18 protein-coding genes and 2 tRNA genes are annotated in these 21392 nt (G+C 58.5%); 19 read left to right on the top strand and 1 reads right to left on the bottom strand.

Annotated features, from left to right (window positions below; genetic code table 11):
• Window positions 1-192 precede the first annotated feature (192 nt).
• The 4 genes from carA to NTD88_RS22390 all read left to right on the top strand — a co-directional run bounded on the left by carA (window position 193) and on the right by NTD88_RS22390 (window position 5561).
• Complete coding sequence (carA, locus tag NTD88_RS22405; protein ID WP_110968924.1) at window positions 193-1329, top strand: glutamine-hydrolyzing carbamoyl-phosphate synthase small subunit; 1137 nt, start codon at window positions 193-195, stop codon at window positions 1327-1329.
• A gap of 107 nt (window positions 1330-1436) precedes the next feature.
• Window positions 1437-4658 (top strand): carbamoyl-phosphate synthase large subunit, encoded by a 3222-nt coding sequence (carB, locus tag NTD88_RS22400; protein WP_095159730.1) that lies wholly within the window; start codon window positions 1437-1439, stop codon window positions 4656-4658.
• Entirely contained in the window at window positions 4655-5137 is a 483-nt protein-coding gene (greA, locus tag NTD88_RS22395; RefSeq protein ID WP_175651982.1) for a transcription elongation factor GreA, read from the top strand. Before carB ends, greA begins: the two co-directional genes overlap by 4 nt.
• Window positions 5115-5561, top strand: a complete 447-nt coding sequence (locus NTD88_RS22390; protein WP_262154059.1) for an MFS transporter — start codon at window positions 5115-5117, stop codon at window positions 5559-5561. The genes greA and NTD88_RS22390 overlap by 23 nt, the downstream gene beginning before the upstream one ends.
• Window positions 5562-5573: 12 nt before the next feature.
• On the opposite strand, the gene yhbY is transcribed toward NTD88_RS22390, so the two are convergent.
• Window positions 5574-5882: a ribosome assembly RNA-binding protein YhbY gene (gene yhbY, locus NTD88_RS22385; protein WP_262127974.1), complete on the bottom strand. Its 309-nt coding sequence runs from the start codon at window positions 5880-5882 to the stop codon at window positions 5574-5576.
• A 100-nt stretch (window positions 5883-5982) separates the two neighbouring features.
• On the opposite strand from yhbY, the gene rlmE reads away from it, so the two are divergent.
• The 15 genes from rlmE to pnp all read left to right on the top strand — a co-directional run bounded on the left by rlmE (window position 5983) and on the right by pnp (window position 21323).
• A complete protein-coding gene (rlmE, locus tag NTD88_RS22380; RefSeq protein WP_095159733.1) occupies window positions 5983-6606 on the top strand; it encodes a 23S rRNA (uridine(2552)-2'-O)-methyltransferase RlmE in 624 nt (207 codons plus the stop codon).
• Between the two features lie 210 nt (window positions 6607-6816).
• Window positions 6817-8724, top strand: a complete 1908-nt coding sequence (gene ftsH, locus NTD88_RS22375; protein ID WP_095159734.1) for an ATP-dependent zinc metalloprotease FtsH — start codon at window positions 6817-6819, stop codon at window positions 8722-8724.
• An 8-nt stretch (window positions 8725-8732) separates the two neighbouring features.
• Window positions 8733-9584, top strand: coding sequence for a dihydropteroate synthase (folP, locus tag NTD88_RS22370; protein ID WP_262127973.1), 852 nt, complete (start codon window positions 8733-8735; stop codon window positions 9582-9584).
• A gap of 16 nt (window positions 9585-9600) precedes the next feature.
• Window positions 9601-10941 carry a phosphoglucosamine mutase gene (gene glmM, locus NTD88_RS22365; RefSeq protein WP_095159736.1) on the top strand — a complete coding sequence of 447 codons (1341 nt, stop codon included), beginning with the start codon at window positions 9601-9603 and terminating at the stop codon, window positions 10939-10941.
• A gap of 66 nt (window positions 10942-11007) precedes the next feature.
• Entirely contained in the window at window positions 11008-11763 is a 756-nt protein-coding gene (tpiA, locus tag NTD88_RS22360) for a triose-phosphate isomerase (RefSeq protein ID WP_262154061.1), read from the top strand.
• A 3-nt stretch (window positions 11764-11766) separates the two neighbouring features.
• Window positions 11767-12156, top strand: a complete 390-nt coding sequence (gene secG / locus NTD88_RS22355; RefSeq protein WP_095159738.1) for a preprotein translocase subunit SecG — start codon at window positions 11767-11769, stop codon at window positions 12154-12156.
• 19 nt (window positions 12157-12175) lie between these two features.
• A tRNA-Leu gene (locus NTD88_RS22350) sits at window positions 12176-12261 on the top strand.
• 99 nt (window positions 12262-12360) lie between these two features.
• A tRNA-Met gene (locus NTD88_RS22345) sits at window positions 12361-12437 on the top strand.
• Between the two features lie 131 nt (window positions 12438-12568).
• Window positions 12569-13027 (top strand): ribosome maturation factor RimP, encoded by a 459-nt coding sequence (rimP, locus tag NTD88_RS22340; protein WP_157969672.1) that lies wholly within the window; start codon window positions 12569-12571, stop codon window positions 13025-13027.
• 60 nt (window positions 13028-13087) lie between these two features.
• Entirely contained in the window at window positions 13088-14569 is a 1482-nt protein-coding gene (gene nusA / locus NTD88_RS22335; protein WP_095159739.1) for a transcription termination factor NusA, read from the top strand.
• Window positions 14570-14595: 26 nt separating this feature from the next.
• Entirely contained in the window at window positions 14596-17103 is a 2508-nt protein-coding gene (gene infB, locus NTD88_RS22330) for a translation initiation factor IF-2 (RefSeq protein ID WP_095159740.1), read from the top strand.
• A 119-nt stretch (window positions 17104-17222) separates the two neighbouring features.
• Window positions 17223-17621: a 30S ribosome-binding factor RbfA gene (gene rbfA / locus NTD88_RS22325; RefSeq protein ID WP_095159741.1), complete on the top strand. Its 399-nt coding sequence runs from the start codon at window positions 17223-17225 to the stop codon at window positions 17619-17621.
• 3 nt (window positions 17622-17624) lie between these two features.
• Complete coding sequence (truB, locus tag NTD88_RS22320) at window positions 17625-18542, top strand: tRNA pseudouridine(55) synthase TruB (protein ID WP_175651988.1); 918 nt, start codon at window positions 17625-17627, stop codon at window positions 18540-18542.
• 153 nt (window positions 18543-18695) lie between these two features.
• The gene (gene rpsO, locus NTD88_RS22315; RefSeq protein WP_095159743.1) at window positions 18696-18965 is read left to right on the top strand and encodes a 30S ribosomal protein S15; all 270 of its coding nucleotides are present in this window, start codon (window positions 18696-18698) and stop codon (window positions 18963-18965) included.
• Between the two features lie 252 nt (window positions 18966-19217).
• Complete coding sequence (gene pnp / locus NTD88_RS22310) at window positions 19218-21323, top strand: polyribonucleotide nucleotidyltransferase (protein ID WP_095159744.1); 2106 nt, start codon at window positions 19218-19220, stop codon at window positions 21321-21323.
• Window positions 21324-21392 lie beyond the last annotated feature (69 nt).

The raw sequence follows: 21392 nt of genomic DNA, 5'->3' as shown, positions 1-21392 counted from the left end.
TTGTCGCATTCCTGAGCCTTTCAGGCACATCAGTGGTAGACCAAAAAAGCGCATTTCTGTAAGCTACAGCTTTAGTGTGTCCACTAAAAGCGCGCAGATAATTCGACGAAGAAAGCGGGGTGACGTGTCTATACGTCATTCCGCTTTTTTGCAACCTGCGATCGCCCCTTCAGGCTATTTACGGAGGTCTTCTTGACTAAGCCAGCCATACTCGCCCTTGCCGATGGCAGCATTTTTCGCGGTGAAGCCATTGGAGCCGACGGTCAGACCGTTGGCGAGGTGGTGTTCAACACCGCAATGACCGGCTATCAGGAAATCCTGACTGACCCTTCGTACTCGCAACAGATCGTTACCCTGACTTACCCACACATCGGCAACACCGGCACCACTCCGGAAGATGCCGAGTCTGACCGCGTATGGTCGGCCGGTCTGGTTATCCGCGATCTGCCGCTGATTGCCAGCAACTGGCGTAACACGCTGTCCCTGAGCGACTACCTCAAGGCCAACAATGTCGTGGCGATCGCCGGTATCGACACTCGCCGCCTGACTCGCATCCTGCGTGAAAAGGGCGCGCAGAATGGCTGCATCCTGGCGGGTGACAACATCAGCGAAGAAGCCGCCATTGCCGCCGCTCGCGGCTTCCCGGGCCTGAAGGGCATGGACCTGGCCAAAGTGGTCAGCACCAAGACTTCCTACGAATGGCGTTCCAGTGTCTGGGAGCTGAAAAGCGACAGCCACCCGACCATCGAAGCTGCCGATCTGCCGTATCACGTCGTCGCCTATGACTACGGCGTCAAACTGAACATCCTGCGCATGCTGGTTGCTCGCGGCTGCCGCCTGACCGTGGTGCCGGCGCAAACCCCGGCCAGCGAAGTGCTGGCGCTCAAGCCTGATGGCGTGTTCCTGTCCAACGGCCCTGGCGACCCAGAGCCTTGCGACTACGCTATCCAGGCCATCAAGGAAATCCTCGAGACCGAGATTCCGGTGTTCGGTATTTGCCTTGGTCACCAACTGCTGGCCCTGGCCTCCGGCGCCAAGACCGTCAAGATGGGTCACGGCCACCACGGTGCCAACCACCCGGTCCAGGACCTGGATACCGGCGTTGTAATGATCACCAGCCAGAACCACGGTTTCGCGGTCGACGAGGCCACGCTGCCGGCCAACGTTCGTGCGATCCACAAGTCGCTGTTCGACGGTACCCTGCAAGGTATCGAGCGTACCGACAAGAGCGCGTTCAGCTTCCAGGGCCACCCTGAAGCGAGCCCTGGCCCGACCGACGTCGCGCCACTGTTCGATCGCTTCATCGATGCCATGGCCAAGCGCCGCTAAGCATCCCTGCGAGAAGGCCCTGAACCGGCTTCGGCCTGGTTCGGGCGCGCCTGACCAAGATTGTTCAAGACGGCTTGCCGACTGACCTGCGGATTTGAGTGACAACCATGCCAAAACGTACAGACATTAAAAGCATCCTGATTCTCGGCGCTGGCCCGATCGTGATCGGCCAGGCCTGCGAATTCGACTACTCCGGCGCCCAGGCTTGCAAAGCCCTGCGCGAGGAAGGCTATCGCGTCATCCTGGTGAACTCCAACCCGGCCACCATCATGACCGACCCGGCCATGGCCGATGCCACCTACATTGAACCGATCAAGTGGCAGACGGTTGCCAAGATCATCGAGGCAGAGCGTCCGGATGCGCTGCTGCCAACCATGGGTGGCCAGACCGCTCTGAACTGCGCCCTGGACCTGGAGCGCGAAGGTGTCCTGGAAAAATTCGGCGTGGAGATGATCGGCGCCAATGCCGACACCATCGACAAAGCCGAAGACCGCTCGCGCTTCGACAAGGCCATGAAGTCGATCGGCCTGGATTGCCCGCGCTCCGGTATCGCTCACACCATGGACGAGGCCAATGCAGTCCTCGACAAGCTGGGCTTCCCTTGCATCATTCGTCCGTCCTTCACCATGGGCGGCACCGGCGGCGGCATCGCCTACAACCGTGAAGAATTCGAAGAAATCTGCGCCCGTGGTCTGGACTTGTCGCCGACCAAGGAACTGCTGATCGACGAATCGCTGATCGGCTGGAAAGAGTACGAGATGGAAGTGGTCCGCGACAAAAAGGACAACTGCATCATCGTCTGCTCCATCGAGAACTTCGATCCGATGGGTGTGCACACCGGCGACTCGATCACCGTCGCACCGGCTCAGACCCTGACCGACAAGGAATACCAGATCATGCGCAACGCCTCCTTGGCGGTGCTGCGTGAAATCGGCGTCGAGACCGGCGGTTCCAACGTTCAGTTCGGCATCTGCCCGGACACCGGCCGCATGGTCGTGATCGAGATGAACCCGCGCGTATCGCGTTCTTCCGCCCTGGCTTCGAAAGCGACCGGTTTCCCGATCGCCAAGATCGCGGCCAAGCTGGCGGTCGGCTACACCCTCGACGAACTGCAGAACGACATCACTGGCGGCCGTACCCCGGCGTCCTTCGAGCCGTCGATCGACTACGTCGTTACCAAGCTGCCGCGCTTTGCATTCGAGAAATTCCCGAAAGCCGACGCCCGCCTGACCACCCAGATGAAATCCGTGGGTGAAGTCATGGCCATCGGCCGTACCTTCCAGGAATCCCTGCAGAAAGCCCTGCGCGGTCTGGAAGTTGGCGTCTGCGGCCTCGACCCTAAAGTCGACCTGGCCAGCCCGGAAGCCTCGAGCATCCTCAAGCGTGAACTGACCGTGCCGGGCGCCGAGCGTATCTGGTACGTGGCCGACGCTTTCCGCGCCGGCATGACCCGCGACGAAATCTTCGCCCTGACCAGCATCGACCACTGGTTCCTGATCCAGATCGAAGACCTGATCAAGGACGAAGAGAAGGTCAAGACCCTCGGTCTGTCGACCATCGACAAGGACCTGATGCTGCGCCTGAAGCGCAAGGGCTTCTCCGACCAGCGTCTGGCCAAGCTGCTGGGCATCACCGACAAGAATCTGCGTCGTCATCGCCACAAGCTGGAAGTGTTCCCGGTCTACAAGCGCGTCGACACCTGCGCCGCCGAGTTCGCGACCGACACCGCCTACCTGTACTCGACCTATGAGGAAGAATGCGAGGCCAACCCGTCGACTCGCGACAAGATCATGATCCTGGGCGGCGGTCCAAACCGTATCGGCCAGGGCATCGAGTTCGACTACTGCTGCGTACACGCGGCACTGGCCCTGCGTGAAGACGGTTACGAGACCATCATGGTCAACTGCAACCCGGAAACCGTCTCCACCGACTACGACACCTCTGATCGCCTGTACTTCGAGCCGCTGACGCTGGAAGACGTGCTGGAAGTGGTTCGCGTCGAGAAGCCGAAAGGCGTGATCGTCCACTACGGCGGTCAGACTCCGCTGAAACTGGCTCGCGCGCTGGAAGAGGCCGGTGTGCCAATCATCGGTACCAGCCCTGATGCCATTGACCGCGCGGAAGACCGTGAGCGCTTCCAGCAGATGGTTCAGCGCCTGAACCTGCTGCAGCCGCCAAACGCCACCGTGCGTAGCGAAGACGAAGCCATTCGTGCCGCCGGCGTTATCGGTTATCCGCTGGTAGTTCGCCCGTCCTACGTACTGGGCGGTCGTGCCATGGAAATCGTCTACGAACTGGACGAGCTCAAGCGCTACCTGCGCGAAGCGGTACAGGTTTCGAACGACAGCCCGGTCTTGCTCGACCACTTCCTCAATTGCGCCATCGAGATGGACGTGGATGCGGTGTGCGACGGCACCGACGTGGTTATCGGCGCAATCATGCAGCACATCGAGCAGGCAGGCGTTCACTCCGGTGACTCCGCGTGCTCGCTGCCGCCATACTCGCTGCCAGCCCACGTTCAGGACGAAGTCCGCGAACAGGTCAAGAAGATGGCCCTGGAGCTTGGCGTTGTTGGTCTGATGAACGTCCAGCTGGCGTTGCAGGGCGACAAGATCTACGTGATCGAGGTCAACCCGCGCGCTTCCCGTACCGTGCCATTCGTGTCGAAGTGCATCGGCACTTCGCTGGCGATGATCGCCGCGCGCGTCATGGCTGGCAAATCGCTGAAAGAGCTGGGCTTCACCAAGGAAATCATTCCGAACTTCTACAGTGTCAAGGAAGCGGTGTTCCCATTCGCCAAGTTCCCGGGTGTTGACCCGATCCTCGGCCCTGAGATGAAATCCACTGGTGAAGTGATGGGCGTCGGCGACAGCTTCGGTGAAGCCTTCGCCAAAGCGCAGATGGGCGCCAGCGAAGTGCTGCCGACCGGTGGTACTGCGTTCATCAGCGTACGTGACGACGACAAGCCACAAGTGGCTGGCGTTGCCCGTGACCTGATCACTCTGGGCTTTGAAGTGGTTGCTACCGCCGGTACCGCCAAGATCATCGAAGCGGCTGGCCTGAAAGTGCGTCGCGTGAACAAGGTGACCGAAGGTCGTCCGCACGTGGTCGACATGATCAAGAACGACGAAGTGTCGCTGATCATCAATACCACGGAAGGTCGTCAGTCAATTGCCGACTCCTACTCGATTCGCCGCAATGCGTTGCAGCACAAGATTTACTGCACCACTACCATTGCGGCCGGTGAAGCTATCTGTGAAGCGCTGAAATTCGGTCCGGAAAAGACCGTTCGCCGCTTGCAGGATCTGCATGCAGGACTTAAAGCATGAGCATTACCAAATACCCGATGACCGTCCAGGGCGCTCGCGCCCTGGAAGAAGAGCACCTGTTCCTGAGCAAGACCGAGCGCCCGCGCCTGAGTCAGGCGATTGGCGAAGCGCGCGAACTGGGTGACCTCAAGGAAAACGCTGAATACCATGCCGCCCGCGAGGAGCAAGGCATGGTCGAGGCGCGTATCCGTGATATTGAAGGCCGTTTGCAGAACTCGGTCGTGATCGACGTGACCACCATTGCCCACACTGGCAAGGTCATTTTCGGCACTACTGTGTTGCTGGAAAATGCCGAGACTGGCGATCAGGTGACTTACCAGATCGTTGGTGAGGACGAAGCCGACATCAAGAAGGGCAAGCTTTCGGCGGGTGCGCCGATTGCCCGTGCCATCATCGGCAAGGAAGAAGGTGACGTGGTGGTCGTCAAGACACCTAGCGGCGTGCTCGAGTACGAGATTGTCGAAGTCAAACACATCTGACCGGCCCCGTGGCTTCGCTGCCACGGCCGTGATCTGGCAACTGGCCCAGGTACTCTGGGTCGGTGGCCTGTGGATCCTTCATCTGGGGTTGTTGCCCGCGCTGAATCAGGTCGGCCTCGCGCCGTTGCTGGTCGAAGATGTCAGTCGTGTGGTGGCGTCATTGCTGGTGGCTTTCGCGGCTGTCGGTAGCGGCGTGCAGGTGTTGGTGCTGGTCCGGGCCGAGGGCATGACCAGTCTATGGCGGGATGCGCGTGGGCAGTTGCTGCTTATGGTGGTGCTGGCGTGTGCTGTCTACTTCGTATTGAGCACGGTGTTCGCGGGGCAACTGCGCTGGCAGTTGTTCTGTTACCTTGTGCTGGGCCTTACCGGTCTATTGCTGGTACTGCAACCGGTGCCGGGCAGGGCGCGCAAAGCGCGCCACTGATCGGAGCGAACATCACTTGTAGCGGTGAATGTTCGACAGTTGCTTGTTTGGCTGTGGGTTGCGGCGATAGATCAGTGCCTTCTTCCCGATGGTCTGCACCAGTTCGGCACGGCCAGCCTTGCACAGTGCAGCGATTGCTGCGGCGCGCTCTTCGCGGTCTTCCGAGCGGATCTCGACCTTGATCAGTTCGTGATCGGCCAGGGCGCGGTCCAGTTCGGCGAGAACGCCCTCAGTCAGTCCATTGCCTGCCACAATCAGAACTGGTTTCAGATCGTGGCCAATGGATTTGTACTGTTTCTTCTGCTCGTTATTGAGCGGCATAATCTGACCCTTTGTCTGATTCTGTAAAAATGGCGGCCATTTTACCCGAGGGCCCGTGGATCCGCCCAGTTAATCACGACCCTAATCATCGAGGTGCCCAGTGGCGCGTTCCAAGACAAGCCTTGGCTGGCTGAAAGAACATTTCAACGATCCTTACGTCAAAATGGCGCAAAAGGATGGTTATCGCTCGCGTGCGAGCTACAAACTGCTGGAAATTCAGGAAAAGTACAAAATCATCCGCCCAGGCATGAGCGTAGTTGACCTGGGCGCCGCGCCGGGTGGCTGGTCGCAGGTGACCAGTCGTCTGATCGGCGGTCAGGGGCGTCTGATCGCGTCGGACATCCTGGAGATGGACAGCATCCCTGATGTCACCTTCATTCAGGGCGACTTCACGCAGGATGACGTCCTGGCGCAAATTCTTGAGGCCGTCGGTAATTCGCATGTGGACCTTGTGATTTCCGATATGGCCCCCAATATGAGTGGTACGCCAGCCGTCGATATCCCCAAGGCAATGTTTCTCTGTGAGCTAGCCATTGATCTGGCTACTCGCGTGCTCAAGCCTGGTGGTGATTTCCTGATCAAGATTTTCCAGGGGGAAGGCTTTGATGTTTACCTCAAGGAAACTCGCAAGAAGTTCGACAAGGTGCAGATGCTGAAGCCCGATTCTTCCCGTGATCGCTCACGAGAGCAGTACCTGCTGGCGAGAGGGTATCGCGGGGAATAAAAGCATCACCGGCGGCTTCTTGAGGCAGTGATAGTTTTTTCCAATCAGTCCGTGTGTCTGATATGGATGAACATCGTGTAGTCTAGATTCACAAAGGGTTACAGACGGCGCCAACTGCTGTTGTAGGTAATGTAGTAAGTTACGCCGGTGATTATCATGCGAGGCACGGTTGCGCCTAAACCTGCTTCAGAGGGTAGCTAATTGAACGATATGGCAAAGAATTTGATCCTGTGGTTGATCATCGCGGCTGTCCTGGTGACAGTGATGAACAACTTCTCCAGCCCGAATGAGCCGCAAACCCTCAACTATTCCGACTTCATCCAGCAAGTCAAGGATGGCAAGGTCGAGCGCGTTGCGGTCGACGGCTACGTCATTACTGGTAAACGTACTGACGGTGACACCTTCAAGACCATCCGTCCGGCCATTCAGGACAACGGTCTGATCGGCGACCTGGTCGACAACCATGTTGTGGTCGAAGGCAAGCAGCCAGAGCAGCAAAGCATCTGGACGCAGCTACTGGTAGCCAGCTTCCCGATCCTCGTGATCATTGCGGTCTTCATGTTCTTCATGCGGCAGATGCAAGGTGGCGCCGGTGGTAAAGGCGGCCCGATGAGCTTTGGCAAGAGCAAGGCGCGACTGCTGTCCGAGGATCAGGTCAAAACCACACTGGCCGACGTGGCGGGTTGTGATGAAGCGAAGGAAGAGGTCGGCGAGCTCGTCGAGTTCCTGCGTGATCCGGGCAAGTTCCAGCGCCTGGGCGGTCGTATTCCTCGCGGCGTCTTGATGGTTGGCCCTCCTGGTACCGGTAAGACATTGCTGGCCAAGGCCATCGCTGGTGAGGCGAAGGTTCCGTTCTTCACCATTTCCGGTTCCGACTTCGTCGAAATGTTCGTGGGTGTGGGTGCCAGTCGCGTACGTGACATGTTCGAGCAGGCCAAGAAGCATGCGCCGTGCATCATCTTCATCGACGAAATCGATGCCGTAGGTCGCCATCGTGGTGCTGGCATGGGTGGCGGTCACGACGAGCGTGAACAGACCCTTAACCAGTTGTTGGTGGAGATGGATGGCTTCGAGATGAACGATGGCATCATCGTGATCGCAGCTACCAACCGTCCAGATGTGCTTGACCCTGCCTTGCTGCGTCCCGGCCGTTTCGACCGCCAGGTGGTGGTTGGTTTGCCAGACATTCGTGGTCGTGAGCAGATCCTCAAGGTTCACATGCGCAAGGTGCCGATTGGCGAGAACGTCAATCCTGCAGTCATTGCTCGCGGTACTCCTGGTTTCTCGGGTGCTGACCTGGCCAACCTGGTCAACGAGGCTTCACTTTTCGCGGCGCGTGGCGGCAAGCGCGTTGTCGAGATGAAAGAGTTCGAGCTGGCCAAAGACAAGATCATGATGGGCGCTGAGCGCAAAACCATGGTCATGTCGGAAAAAGAGAAGCAGAACACCGCTTACCACGAGGCGGGTCACGCGATCGTTGGTCGCGTCGTTCCGGAGCACGATCCGGTTTACAAGGTATCCATCATCCCTCGCGGTCGTGCGTTGGGTGTGACCATGTTCCTGCCGGAAGAAGATCGCTACAGCCTCTCCAAACGTGCGCTGATCAGTCAGATCTGTTCGCTGTACGGCGGTCGTATCGCTGAGGAAATGACCCTTGGCTTTGATGGTGTGACCACAGGCGCTTCCAACGACATCATGCGGGCCAGTCAGATTGCTCGTAACATGGTTACCAAGTGGGGGCTGTCGGAGAAGCTTGGTCCGCTCATGTACGCTGAGGAAGAGGGCGAAGTGTTCCTGGGGCGCGGCTCCAGTTCTGGACACGCCAGTGTTTCCGGCGAGACTGCGAAGCTGATCGATTCCGAGGTTCGCAGCATCATTGACCAGTGTTATGCCACGGCCAAGCAGATCCTCACCGACAACCGTGACAAGCTCGACGCAATGGCCGACGCACTCATGAAGTACGAAACCATTGATGCCGACCAGATCGAAGACATCATGGCTGGCCGCCCGCCGCGCGAACCGCGTGACTGGGATGGTGACTCGGGTACATCTGGAACGACGGCTTCCCAGGGTGATCGTCCAGAGTCCCCGATTGGTGGGCCGGCAGCGCAACACTAAGGGCTGACATGACTTCACAGCAGTACCCAACCCGGTTGCCTTGCGGCAACCGGGTTCTTGACCTTTCGCATACCCATGTAATGGGTATTCTCAATATCACTCCGGATTCCTTTTCAGACGGCGGCCGCTTCACTCAGCGCGACGCGGCGCTGCGCCATGCCGAGGAAATGGTGGCTGCCGGCGCTACGTTGATCGATGTGGGGGGGGAGTCAACCCGGCCAGGGGCGCGCGTTGTCACTGCTCTTGAGGAGCTTGAGCGCGTTGCGCCTATTGTCGAGGCTCTGAATCGTGAGCTGGATGTGGTCATCTCGGTGGACACTTCGACGCCGTCGGTTATTCGTGAGTCGGCGCGCCTCGGGGCAGGGCTGATCAATGACGTCCGCTCGCTCAGTCGTGACGGAGCCTTGGATGCTGCTGCGGCTACCGGCTTGCCTGTGTGCCTCATGCATATGCGTGGTGAGCCTGGAAACATGCAGGATGCCCCAAGCTACGGCGACGTGACTGCCGAGGTTGCGACGTATCTTGAAGAGCGGATGGCTGCCTGCAGTTCTGTTGGAATCGAGGCAGAACGCATAATTCTTGACCCAGGTTTCGGCTTTGCCAAAACACTGGAGCATAATCTCAGCCTGTTCAAGCATATGGACAGTCTGCAGCGCTTGGGGCGCCCTTTGCTGGTGGGCGTCTCGCGCAAGAGTATGATCGGCCTGACCCTTGGTCGGGCTGTGGATGGACGGCTATATGGCAGCTTGGCGCTGGCCGCATTGGCGATCACCAAAGGAGCGAAGATCCTTCGTGTTCACGATGTTGCTGAAACCGTCGACATCGTACGGATGATCGCTGCGGTACAAGCCGCCGAATAAGAGTGATGGAGCATTTATGAGTAGAAAATATTTTGGTACCGACGGCATTCGCGGTCGTGTTGGTGAGTTCCCTATTACCCCTGATTTCATGCTCAAGCTGGGTTGGGCGGCGGGTATGGCCTTCCGCAAGCAGGGTCACTGCCGTGTATTGGTAGGCAAGGACACCCGTATTTCCGGGTATATGTTCGAGTCTGCCCTGGAGGCCGGGCTTTCGGCTGCCGGGGCTGATGTGCTGCTGTTGGGGCCGATGCCGACTCCGGCGATCGCCTACCTGACGCGGACCTTCCATGCTGAGGCGGGCATCGTCATCAGTGCCTCCCACAATCCGCATGACGACAACGGCATCAAGTTTTTCTCCGGGCAAGGTACCAAGTTGCCTGACGAAGTCGAACTGATGATCGAAGAGCTGCTTGACCAGCCGATGACGGTGGTTGAGTCGAGCAAGTTGGGCAAGGTCTCTCGAATCAACGATGCTGCCGGTCGCTATATCGAGTTCTGCAAAAGCAGTGTCCCCAGCAGCACCGATTTCTCTGGCCTGAAGCTGGCCATCGACTGTGCTCATGGTGCGACCTACAAGGTTGCTCCAAGCGTGTTTCGTGAGCTGGGTGCCGAAGTTACCGTGCTGTCTGCGCAGCCGGATGGTCTGAACATCAATGAAAACTGTGGCTCGACTCATATCGAGTCGCTGCAGGCAGCAGTGCTGGTTGGTCATGCCGATCTGGGTATCGCCTTCGATGGTGACGGTGACCGCGTGCTGATGGTTGATCACACGGGTGCCATTGTTGATGGTGACGAACTCTTATTCATCATCGCACGTGACCTCCATGACCGCGGCAAGCTTCAAGGTGGCGTGGTGGGTACGCTCATGAGCAACCTGGGGCTGGAGCTTGCGCTGAAGGACCTGTCGATTCCCTTCGTGCGAGCGAAGGTGGGTGACCGTTACGTCATGGCAGAGCTGCTGGCGCGCGAGTGGATCATTGGCGGGGAAAACTCCGGGCATGTGGTTTGCTGTAGCCACACCACGACTGGAGACGCGATCATCGCTGCTCTGCAGGTGCTGATGGCGCTCAAGCGTCGTGGAGAGACCCTTGCGCAAGCTCGCCAGGCTGTCCGCAAGTGCCCGCAAGTGCTGATCAATGTCCGCTTCGGGGCAAGCAAGGTCGATCCGCTCGAGCACCCTTCGGTGAAAGAAGCGTGTGAGCGTATTACCGAGGATATGGCCGGGCGTGGTCGCGTGTTGTTGCGCAAGTCCGGAACAGAGCCTCTCGTGCGCGTAATGGTCGAAGGTGATGACGAAAGTCAGGTTCGCGGCCATGCCGAGGCACTGGCAAAACTGGTAAGTGAAGTTTGCGTTTGATTTACGCTTGCCAGTAGTGATCGGGTTGGGTAACATCTGCGCCCACTTTGACCGACGAGGTACAGCATGCGTCGCCCTATGGTAGCTGGTAACTGGAAGATGCACGGTACCCGCGCCAGCGTCGCTGAGCTGATCAAGAGCTTGAGTAATCAGGCCTTGCCAAGCGGTGTTGATGTCGCGGTGTTTCCACCCAGCCTGTTCATTACACAGGTGATCGACGGGCTTGAAGGCAAGTCGATCGCTGTAGGTGCTCAGGACTCCGCGGTCGAACCCCAGCAAGGGGCTTTGACGGGAGAGGTGGCTCCGAGTCAGTTGGTTGATGTCGGTTGTGAGTGGGTGTTGATCGGTCACTCCGAGCGGCGTCAGATTCTGGAAGAGCAAGACTCGACCCTGATTCGGAAGTTCGCAGCGGCACAGTCCTGTAGATTGAAGGTTGTGTTCTGTGTAGGGGAAACCCTCGAAGAGCGCGAAGCAGGCAAGACTCTTGAAGTTGTTGGGCAGCAGCTGGACAGCATCATCGATACGTTGGGTGTTGCGGTCTTTGCAAGTGCGATTATTGCCTATGAGCCAGTTTGGGCCATCGGTACTGGCCTCACAGCTACTCCGCAGCAAGCGCAGGATGTGCATAAAGCCATTCGCGAGCAGTTGGCGGTAAAGGATTCAGAAGTTGCGCAGAATGCGCGGCTTCTATACGGCGGCAGCGTGAAGGCGGCCAATGCGGCTGAGCTGTTCGGCATGCCGGATATTGATGGGGGCCTCATTGGTGGGGCTTCCCTGAACGCAGACGAATTCGGTGCAATTTGTCGCGCCGCAGGAAACTGAAAAATGCTGGAAACAGTTATTGTCGTTCTTCATCTGTTGGGCGCACTGGGTTTGGTAGTGCTGGTTCTGCTGCAACAGGGTAAAGGTGCGGAAGCAGGTGCATCTTTCGGCGCAGGTGCTTCAAATACTGTGTTCGGAAGCCAAGGTTCTGCTACCTTCCTGAGTAAGTTTACTGCTATACTAGCTGCCTCTTTCTTCTTAACTGCTCTTGGGTTAGGATACTTTGCTAAAGAGAAAGCTCATGAGCTGACTCAAGTAGGGTTGCCAGATCCAGCGGTATTAGAAGTTAAGCAAGCCAAACCGGCAGCAGATGATGTACCGGTGCTCCAGGAGCAACAGAAGAACGAAGCCGGCAACACTGGCGATGTTCCTCCCGCTCAAGAGCAGAAGTAACGGGTTTCAAAGTAGTATTGCCGAGGTGGTGGAATTGGTAGACACGCAACCTTGAGGTGGTTGTGCCCATAGGGTGTAGGGGTTCGAGTCCCCTTCTCGGTACCATTTGAAGCATGAGAGCCCGCTTTGAGCGGGCTTTCTTGTAGGTGGAGGTTGGATTGACCCTTTCGGGGGTTCGGTCGTATACTTTCGCCCCAGCTTTGTCGCGGGGTGGAGCAGTCTGGTAGCTCGTCGGGCTCATAACCCGAAGGTCGTTGGTTCAAATCCAGCCCCCGCAACCAGTTTCAGCGGAGCCCCTTTTCAAGGGGCTTTTTGTTAGCTGAACAGTTCTCAGCGCCGATGTTCAACGGCGCATTTCATGGATGGGCGCTTGCCCATTTTTTATTTGCACAGCATGCACGAGGGGGTTCAGGTGTCGAGCAAGCTAGAACAGTTGCAGGCCTTGTTGGCCCCGGTGGTCGAGGCGCTCGGCTATCAATGCTGGGGAATCGAGTTCATTTCTCAAGGCAAACATTCGGTACTGCGTATCTATATCGACAAAGAGGGCGGCATTCTGGTCGAAGATTGCGAAGCCGTCAGTCGCCAGATCAGTGGCGTTCTGGATGTTGAAGATCCAATCAGCTCCGAATACACCCTTGAAGTGTCCTCTCCTGGCATGGATCGCCCGCTGTTCACACTTGAACAGTTTGCCTCGCATGCCGGCGAACAAGTGAAGATCAAGCTGCGTACGCCCTTCGAAGGTCGTCGTAACTTTCAAGGCCTGCTCCGCGGTGTGGAGGAACAGGATGTCGTGGTCCAGGTGGACAGTCACGAATTCCTGTTGCCGATCGACTCGATCGACAAGGCCAACATTATTCCCAGTTTTGACTGAGACATGCCGGATCCGCTCCAAAAAAGCGGACCTAATGGCTTGCGAAAGGCGAGGCGTACGATGAGCAAAGAAGTACTGCTGGTTGTTGAGTCGGTATCCAATGAAAAGGGCGTACCGGCCGGCGTGATTTTTGAAGCGCTGGAAGTGGCTCTGGCCACCGCAACTAAAAAACGTTTTGAAGACGAAGTTGACCTGCGTGTGGAAATCAACCGCCACACCGGTAACTACGAAACCTTCCGCCGCTGGACTGTGGTCGAAGACGAAGACCTGGACGATCCTGCGATCGAACTGGCCGTCGACCAGGCCCAGGCGAAAAAGCCGGGCGCTGTCGCTGGCGAGATCATCGAAGAGAAGATCGAATCCATCGAGTTCGGCCGTATCGCTGCCCAGACCGCCAAGCAAGTCATTGTGCAGAAGGTTCGTGAGGCAGAACGTGCTCAGGTGGTCGATGCCTATCGTGAGCGTGTAGGTGAAATCATCTCCGGCACGGTCAAGAAAGTTACCCGCGACAACGTCATCGTTGATCTGGGTAACAATGCTGAAGCACTGCTGGCACGTGAAGATATCATCTCTCGCGAGACTTTCCGGGTAGGCGTTCGAGTTCGTGCGCTGCTCAAGGAAATCCGCACTGAGAACCGCGGTCCGCAACTGATTCTGTCGCGTACCGCGCCACAGATGCTGATCGAGCTGTTCCGCATCGAAGTACCGGAAATCGCCGAGGGCCTGATCGAAGTGATGGCTGCTTCGCGTGATCCGGGCTCTCGAGCAAAGATCGCCGTTCGCTCCAAGGACAAACGTATTGACCCACAAGGCGCCTGCATCGGCATGCGCGGCTCCCGGGTTCAAGCGGTTTCCGGAGAGCTGGGTGGTGAGCGCGTGGATATTGTGCTCTGGGACGACAACCCAGCACAGTTCGTCATCAACGCCATGTCGCCGGCTGAAGTCGCGGCGATCATCGTTGACGAAGATGCCCACGCGATGGATATCGCTGTTGCCGCTGACAACCTGGCGCAGGCGATCGGTCGCGGCGGTCAGAACGTTCGCCTGGCCAGTCAACTGACCGGCTGGACCCTGAACGTGATGACCGAATCGGACATCCAGGCCAAGCAGCAAGCGGAAACCGGCGACATCCTGCGCAACTTCATCGAAGAGCTGGAAGTCGACGAAGAACTGGCCCAGGTGCTGGTCGACGAAGGCTTTACCAGCCTCGAAGAAATTGCCTATGTACCGCTGGAAGAAATGCTCAACATCGATGGCTTCGACGAGGAGATCGTCAACGAACTCCGCGCTCGTGCCAAGGACCGTCTGTTGACCAAAGCCATCGCTACCGAGGAAAAACTGGCAGACGCCCATCCGGCCGAAGACCTGCTCTCTCTTGAGGGTATGGACAAGGACCTGGCGGCGGAACTGGCGGTGCGCGGCGTGGTTACCCGCGAAGACCTGGCCGAGCAGTCGATTGACGATCTGCTCGACATCGACGGCATCGACGAAGAGCGTGCCGGCAAGTTGATCATGGCCGCCCGAGCCCACTGGTTCGAGTAAGCAGGCTGGCCTGAGGAGAGAAGTGCATGACGCAAGTCACGGTGAAAGAATTGGCCCAAGAGGTCGCTGCACCGGTAGAGCGCCTGCTGCAGCAGATGCGTGAGGCAGGTCTGCCGCACACCGATGCCAGTCAGCTGGTGAGCGACAATGAGAAGCAGGCTCTGCTGACCCATTTGAAAAGCAGCCATAAGGCAAAGGTGGAAGAGCCGCGCAAGATTACCTTGCAGCGCAAGACCACCAGCACCCTGCGTGTTGCCGGTAGCAAGAGCATCAGCGTAGAAGTACGCAAGAAGAAAGTTTTCGTACAGCGCAGCCCGGAAGAAGTCCAGGCTGAGCAGAAGCGTGAGCTGGAAGAGCGCCGCGCTGCCGAAAATGCTGTCCGCGAGAAGTCCGAAGCCGAAGCGCGTCAGCGCACCGAGGAAGAGACTCGTCGCCAAGCGCCAGCAGCACCGGCTGCCGCGCCTGTAGCCGCTCCGGTTGCGCAGGCTGAGGCCTCGGCTGCCGTCGAGCCCGCTGCAGCCCCGGCTCCAGCTGCTGACCGCAAGAAAGATGAAAGCCGTCGCAACGACCGTGCCCGTGACGATGATCGTCGCGGTGGCGAGCGTCGCAACGAAGCGCCGCGCGTATCGGTCAAGGTCAAGGAGAAAGAGAAAGCTCCTACTCCTCGCGCCGCTCCACGTACTACCGAGGAAGAAAGCGATGGTTTCCGTCGCGGCGGTCGTGGCAAGTCCAAGCCGAAGAAACGCAACGCTCACGGTTTCCAGAGCCCTACCGGCCCGGTCATCCGCGACGTAAGCATCGGCGAGACCATTACGGTTTCCGACCTTGCACAGCAGATGTCGGTCAAAGGCGCTGAAGTCGTCAAGTTCATGTTCAAGATGGGCACTCCGGTCACCATCAACCAGGTGCTCGATCAGGAGACCGCTCAACTGGTCGCCGAAGAGCTGGGCCACAAGGTCACCCTGGTCAGCGACACTGCCCTGGAAGATTCCCTGGCCGAATCGCTGAAGTTCGAAGGTGAGACCTTTGCCCGTGCGCCGGTCGTGACCGTAATGGGCCACGTTGACCACGGTAAGACCTCGCTGCTCGACTACATCCGTCGTGCCAAGGTTGCTGCTGGCGAAGCCGGTGGTATCACCCAGCACATCGGTGCCTACCACGTGGAAACCGACCGCGGCATGGTCACCTTCCTCGACACCCCTGGTCACGCCGCGTTTACCGCCATGCGTGCCCGTGGTGCCAAGGCGACCGACATCGTGATCCTGGTGGTCGCGGCTGACGACGGTGTGATGCCTCAGACCCGCGAAGCGGTTCAGCACGCCAAGGCTGCTGGTGTTCCACTGGTTGTTGCAGTGAACAAGATCGACAAGCCGGGCGCTGACCTCGATCGCATCCGCAACGAGCTGTCCGTCGAAGGCGTTACCTCCGAGGACTGGGGTGGTGACACTCCATTCGTCAAGGTTTCGGCGAAGATGGGTACCGGTGTTGACGAACTGCTCGAAGCCGTTCTGCTGCAAGCCGAGATCCTCGAGCTCAAAGCCACTCCATCCGCGCCAGGTCGTGGTGTCGTGGTCGAGTCTCGCCTGGACAAGGGCCGTGGCCCGGTGGCGACCGTTCTGGTTCAGGACGGCACCCTGCGTCAAGGCGACATGGTTCTGTGCGGCTCCAACTACGGCCGTGTACGAGCGATGCTCGACGAGAACGGCAAGCCCGTCAAAGAAGCCGGTCCGTCTATCCCGGTCGAGATCCTCGGCCTGGACGGCACCCCGGACGCTGGCGACGAGCTGTCGGTAGTGGCTGACGAGAAGAAAGCCCGCGAAGTTGCACTGTTCCGCCAAGGCAAGTTCCGCGAAGTCAAACTGGCTCGCGCTCATGCTGGCAAGCTGGAAAACATCTTCGAGAACATGGGCCAGGAAGAGAAGAAGACCCTCAACATCGTGCTCAAGGCCGACGTTCGTGGTTCTCTCGAGGCGCTGCAAGGTTCGCTCGGCGGCCTGGGCAACGACGAAGTGCAAGTGCGCGTGATCGGTGGCGGTGTCGGTGGTATCACCGAGAGCGACGCCAACCTGGCACTGGCTTCGAACGCAGTACTGTTCGGCTTCAACGTTCGTGCCGATGCCGGTGCGCGCAAGATCGTCGAGCAGGAAGGTCTGGATATGCGTTACTACAACGTGATCTACGACATCATTGAAGACGTCAAGAAAGCCCTGACCGGTATGCTCGGCAGCGATGTTCGCGAGAACATCCTGGGTATCGCCGAAGTGCGCGACGTGTTCCGTTCGCCGAAGTTCGGCGCCATCGCCGGTTGCATGGTTGTGGAAGGTACGGTTCACCGTAACCGCCCGATCCGTGTACTGCGCGAAGACGTGGTTATCTTCGAAGGCGAGCTGGAATCCCTGCGCCGCTTCAAGGACGATGCGTCCGAAGTACGTGCCGGCATGGAATGCGGTATCGGCGTCAAGAGCTACAACGACGTCAAGGTCGGCGACAAGATCGAAGTCTTCGAGAAAGTCCAGGTGGCTCGTACGCTCTGATTCACGAGCTTGGAAGCGACGGGCGGGTGGCTGTGAAGCCACGCTTGTCGCTGAACGCAACGCCCGGTCCGGCTGATGCCTGGCCGGGCGTTTGCCGCTTTAGTTACAGGTAGCAAGACATGGCAAAAGAATATAGCCGTACCCAACGCATTGGCGATCAAATGCAGCGTGAGCTGGCTCAGTTGATCCGTCGTGAAGTCAAAGATCCCCGCGTCGGCCTGGTGACCATCACCGCCGTCGATGTCAGCCGCGATGTCGGCCATGCCAAGGTGTTCATCACCGTCATGGGCCAGGACAGCGCTGAAGACATCAAGCAGAGTCTGAAAGTCCTGAACTCCGCCTCCGGTTTCCTGCGCATGCAGCTCGGCCGTGAAATGAAGCTGCGCAGCGTGCCGCAACTGCATTTCCACTATGACGAGAGCGTCACCCGCGGCGCCCATCTGTCCGCGCTGATCGAGCGTGCCGTCGCCGAGGACAGTCAGCACCAGAGCACCGACGTTCCGGATAGCAAGGAGTGATCCGTGGCTCAGGTCAAACGTATCCGTCGTAACGTCAGTGGCATCATCCTGCTCGACAAGCCGCTGGGGTTCACCTCCAACGCCGCGTTGCAGAAGGTCCGCTGGCTGCTCAATGCTGAAAAGGCCGGACATACCGGCAGTCTTGATCCGCTCGCTAGTGGCGTACTGCCGCTGTGCTTCGGCGAGGCAACCAAGTTCTCGCAATACCTGCTCGATTCCGACAAGGGCTACGAGACGGTCATGCAACTGGGGCAGACCACCACCACCGGCGATGCCGAGGGTGAAGTCCTGCAGACCCGCGATGTGACCGTTGGTCGCGCCGACATTGAAGCGGTGTTGCCACAATTTCGTGGTCCAATCAGCCAGATACCTCCGATGTACTCGGCCCTCAAGCGCGATGGCCAGCCGTTGTACAAACTGGCGCGTGCAGGTGAAGTAGTGGAGCGTGAAGCACGTTCTGTTACTATTACCCGCTTGGAACTGCTGGAGTGCGAAGGCACCCGGGTTCGTCTCTCGGTCGGTTGCACCAAGGGCACGTATATCCGCACCCTGGTCGAAGATATCGGCGAGGTGTTGGGATGTGGTGCTTATGTCGCCGAACTGCGTCGCACCCATGCCGGACCGTTCGAACTGGCCCAGACCGTGACCCTCGAAGAACTCGAGCAGGTTCACGCCGATGGCGGCAATGAAGCGATCGATCGCTTCCTGATGCCTTCGGACAGCGGTTTGCTGGACTGGCCGTTGCTGCAGTTCTCCGAGCACAGTGCGTTTTACTGGCTGCATGGTCAGCCGGTACGTTCGCCGGACGCGCCGAAATTCGGCATGGTCCGCGTACAGGATCACAACGGTCGCTTCATCGGGATCGGTGAAGTGAGCGAAGACGGGCGCATCGCGCCGCGTCGACTGATTCGGTCGGAATGACCGAAACCGTCAGTGCCGGGCTCAGGTCCGGCACGGATGGATTAGAGGGTGGCTGTTAATAGGCATGGTCACACCTCACTTTTATGAATACAGGGAGCAGTCCCTGGCCTATTGGAAGCCTTTACCGGTTTCCCTTGATTTGGAGAAAGCCAGATGGCACTCAGCGTTGAAGAAAAAGCACAGATCGTTGGCGACTACCAGCAAGCTGCTGGTGACACCGGTAGCCCGGAAGTTCAGGTTGCTCTGCTGACCGCCAACATCAACAAGCTGCAAGGCCACTTCAAGGCCAACGGCAAAGACCACCACTCCCGTCGTGGTCTGATCCGCATGGTAAACCAGCGCCGCAAGCTGCTGGACTACCTGAAAGGTAAAGACGCCACTCGTTACAGCGCCCTGATCGGTCGTCTGGGTCTGCGTCGCTAATAGCGGCCTGGCCAGTGGTGTGCGCGGCGTGCTGCGGTCTTCAGCCAAGAGCTTTCGCTCCATGGCTGACGAGCGCGCCGCGCGTATCTATGAGGTTGGCAGTCTGTCTTGCCCGAGCGGTTTTCCGCGACGGCCGGGCAGGCTCCCAACCTTTAGTTTTATCTGGACGGTCAATGGGGCCGATTCCCCGTTCTGCCCAAGAATTCGCAAGAAACCAGTTCCCCCAGAGCCACTAAGATAAGGTAGGAAACCGTGAACCCGGTAATCAAGAAATTTCAGTTCGGTCAGTCGACCGTAACCCTCGAGACTGGCCGTATCGCCCGTCAAGCATCCGGTGCCGTATTGGTCACCGTTGATAATGACGTCACCGTGCTGGTGACCGTGGTTGGCGCCAAGCACGCCGATCCGAGCAAGGGCTTCTTCCCGCTGTCCGTGCATTATCAGGAAAAGACCTACGCCGCCGGCAAGATCCCTGGTGGTTTCTTCAAGCGTGAAGGCCGTCCTTCCGAGAAAGAAACCCTGACTTCGCGTCTGATCGACCGTCCGATCCGTCCGCTGTTCCCCGAAGGCTTCATGAACGAAGTGCAGGTTGTCTGCACCGTCGTTTCCACCAGCAAGAAGACCGATCCGGACATCGCTGCGATGATCGGTACCTCGGCTGCCCTGGCCATCTCCGGCATCCCGTTCGAAGGCCCTATCGGTGCCGCGCGCGTTGCCTTCCACGAGAGCACCGGCTACCTGCTGAACCCGACCTACGAGCAACTGGCTGCCTCCAGCCTGGACATGGTCGTCGCCGGTACTTCCGACGCCGTTCTGATGGTTGAATCGGAAGCCAAAGAGCTGACCGAAGACCAGATGCTGGGTGCCGTACTGTTTGCCCACGACGAATTCCAGGCAGTCATCCAGGCTGTCAAAGAGCTGGCCGCCGAAGCTGCCAAGCCAACTTGGGACTGGAAACCAGCCGTTGCCAACACCGAACTGCTGAACGCCATCCGCGCCGAATTCGGCGAAGCCGTTTCCCAGGGCTACACCATCACCGTCAAGGCCGACCGTTACGCTCGTCTGGGCGAACTGCGCGATCAGGCGATCGCCAAGTTCTCCGGTGAAGAAGGTCAGGCTTCGGCTGGCGAAGTCAAAGAAATCTTCGGCGAAATCGAATACCGCACCGTTCGCGAAAACATCGTCAACGGCAAGCCACGTATCGACGGTCGCGACACCAAGACCGTACGTCCGCTGAACATCGAAGTCGGTGTTCTGCCGAAGACTCACGGTTCCGCACTGTTCACCCGTGGCGAGACTCAGGCGCTGGTTGTTGCGACCCTCGGTACTGCCCGTGACGCACAGCTGCTGGACACCCTCGAAGGCGAGCGTAAAGACCCCTTCATGCTGCACTACAACTTCCCTCCGTTCTCGGTGGGCGAGTGTGGTCGCATGGGCGGTGCTGGTCGTCGTGAAATCGGTCACGGCCGTCTGGCCCGTCGTTCGGTTCAGGCCATGCTTCCAGCCGCTGACGCATTCCCGTACACCATCCGCGTTGTGTCGGAAATCACCGAATCCAACGGTTCCAGCTCGATGGCATCGGTTTGCGGTGCTTCCCTGGCACTGATGGACGCCGGTGTACCGATGAAGGCTCCGGTTGCCGGTATCGCCATGGGTCTGGTTAAAGAAGGCGAGAAGTTCGCCATTCTGACCGACATCCTCGGTGACGAAGACCACCTGGGCGACATGGACTTCAAGGTTGCCGGTACCTCCAAGGGTGTTACCGCGCTGCAGATGGACATCAAGATCAACGGCATCACCGAAGAGATCATGGAGATCGCCCTGGGCCAAGCCCTGGAAGCGCGCCTGAACATCCTCGGTCAGATGAACCAGATCATCGGTCAGTCCCGTAGCGAGCTGTCGGAAAATGCTCCGACCATGATCGCGATGAAGATCGACACCGACAAGATCCGTGACGTCATCGGTAAAGGCGGCGCGACCATCCGTGGTATCTGTGAAGAAACCAAGGCTTCGATCGATATCGAAGACGACGGCTCGATCAAGATCTTCGGCGAAACCAAAGATGCAGCAGAAGCAGCGCGTCAGCGCGTTCTGAGCATCACTGCCGAAGCCGAGATCGGCAAGATCTACGTCGGCAAGGTAGAGCGCATCGTCGACTTCGGCGCCTTCGTCAACATCCTGCCGGGCAAGGACGGTCTGGTTCACATCTCCATGCTGAGCGACGCTCGCGTAGAGAAAGTGACCGACATCCTGAAAGAAGGTCAGGAAGTTGAAGTTCTGGTGCTGGACGTGGACAACCGCGGTCGCATCAAGCTGTCGATCAAAGACGTTGCTGCAGCGAAGGCGTCGGGCGTTTAACTCCCGGCTTTCGAAAAAGGACCCTCCGGGGTCCTTTTTTTATGCGCGCGAATTGATGGGACAACTTGC

It is taken from the genome of Pseudomonas sp. 20P_3.2_Bac5, assembly GCF_025466035.1.
Lineage (GTDB): Bacteria > Pseudomonadota > Gammaproteobacteria > Pseudomonadales > Pseudomonadaceae > Aquipseudomonas.
The sequence above is the reverse complement of the archived record's forward strand: the minus strand, read 5'-3'. Positions and strand labels throughout refer to the sequence as shown.

Coding starts and splice junctions, on each gene's coding strand:
- folP (WP_262127973.1), top strand. CDS start 8,733: ATGACTTCACAGCAGTACCCAACCCGGTTGCCTTGCGGCAACCGGGTT.
- greA (WP_175651982.1), top strand. CDS start 4,655: ATGAGCATTACCAAATACCCGATGACCGTCCAGGGCGCTCGCGCCCTG.
- infB (WP_095159740.1), top strand. CDS start 14,596: ATGACGCAAGTCACGGTGAAAGAATTGGCCCAAGAGGTCGCTGCACCG.
- tpiA (WP_262154061.1), top strand. CDS start 11,008: ATGCGTCGCCCTATGGTAGCTGGTAACTGGAAGATGCACGGTACCCGC.
- rpsO (WP_095159743.1), top strand. CDS start 18,696: ATGGCACTCAGCGTTGAAGAAAAAGCACAGATCGTTGGCGACTACCAG.
- nusA (WP_095159739.1), top strand. CDS start 13,088: ATGAGCAAAGAAGTACTGCTGGTTGTTGAGTCGGTATCCAATGAAAAG.
- glmM (WP_095159736.1), top strand. CDS start 9,601: ATGAGTAGAAAATATTTTGGTACCGACGGCATTCGCGGTCGTGTTGGT.
- ftsH (WP_095159734.1), top strand. CDS start 6,817: ATGGCAAAGAATTTGATCCTGTGGTTGATCATCGCGGCTGTCCTGGTG.
- yhbY (WP_262127974.1), bottom strand. CDS start 5,882: ATGCCGCTCAATAACGAGCAGAAGAAACAGTACAAATCCATTGGCCAC.
- rbfA (WP_095159741.1), top strand. CDS start 17,223: ATGGCAAAAGAATATAGCCGTACCCAACGCATTGGCGATCAAATGCAG.
- secG (WP_095159738.1), top strand. CDS start 11,767: ATGCTGGAAACAGTTATTGTCGTTCTTCATCTGTTGGGCGCACTGGGT.
- carB (WP_095159730.1), top strand. CDS start 1,437: ATGCCAAAACGTACAGACATTAAAAGCATCCTGATTCTCGGCGCTGGC.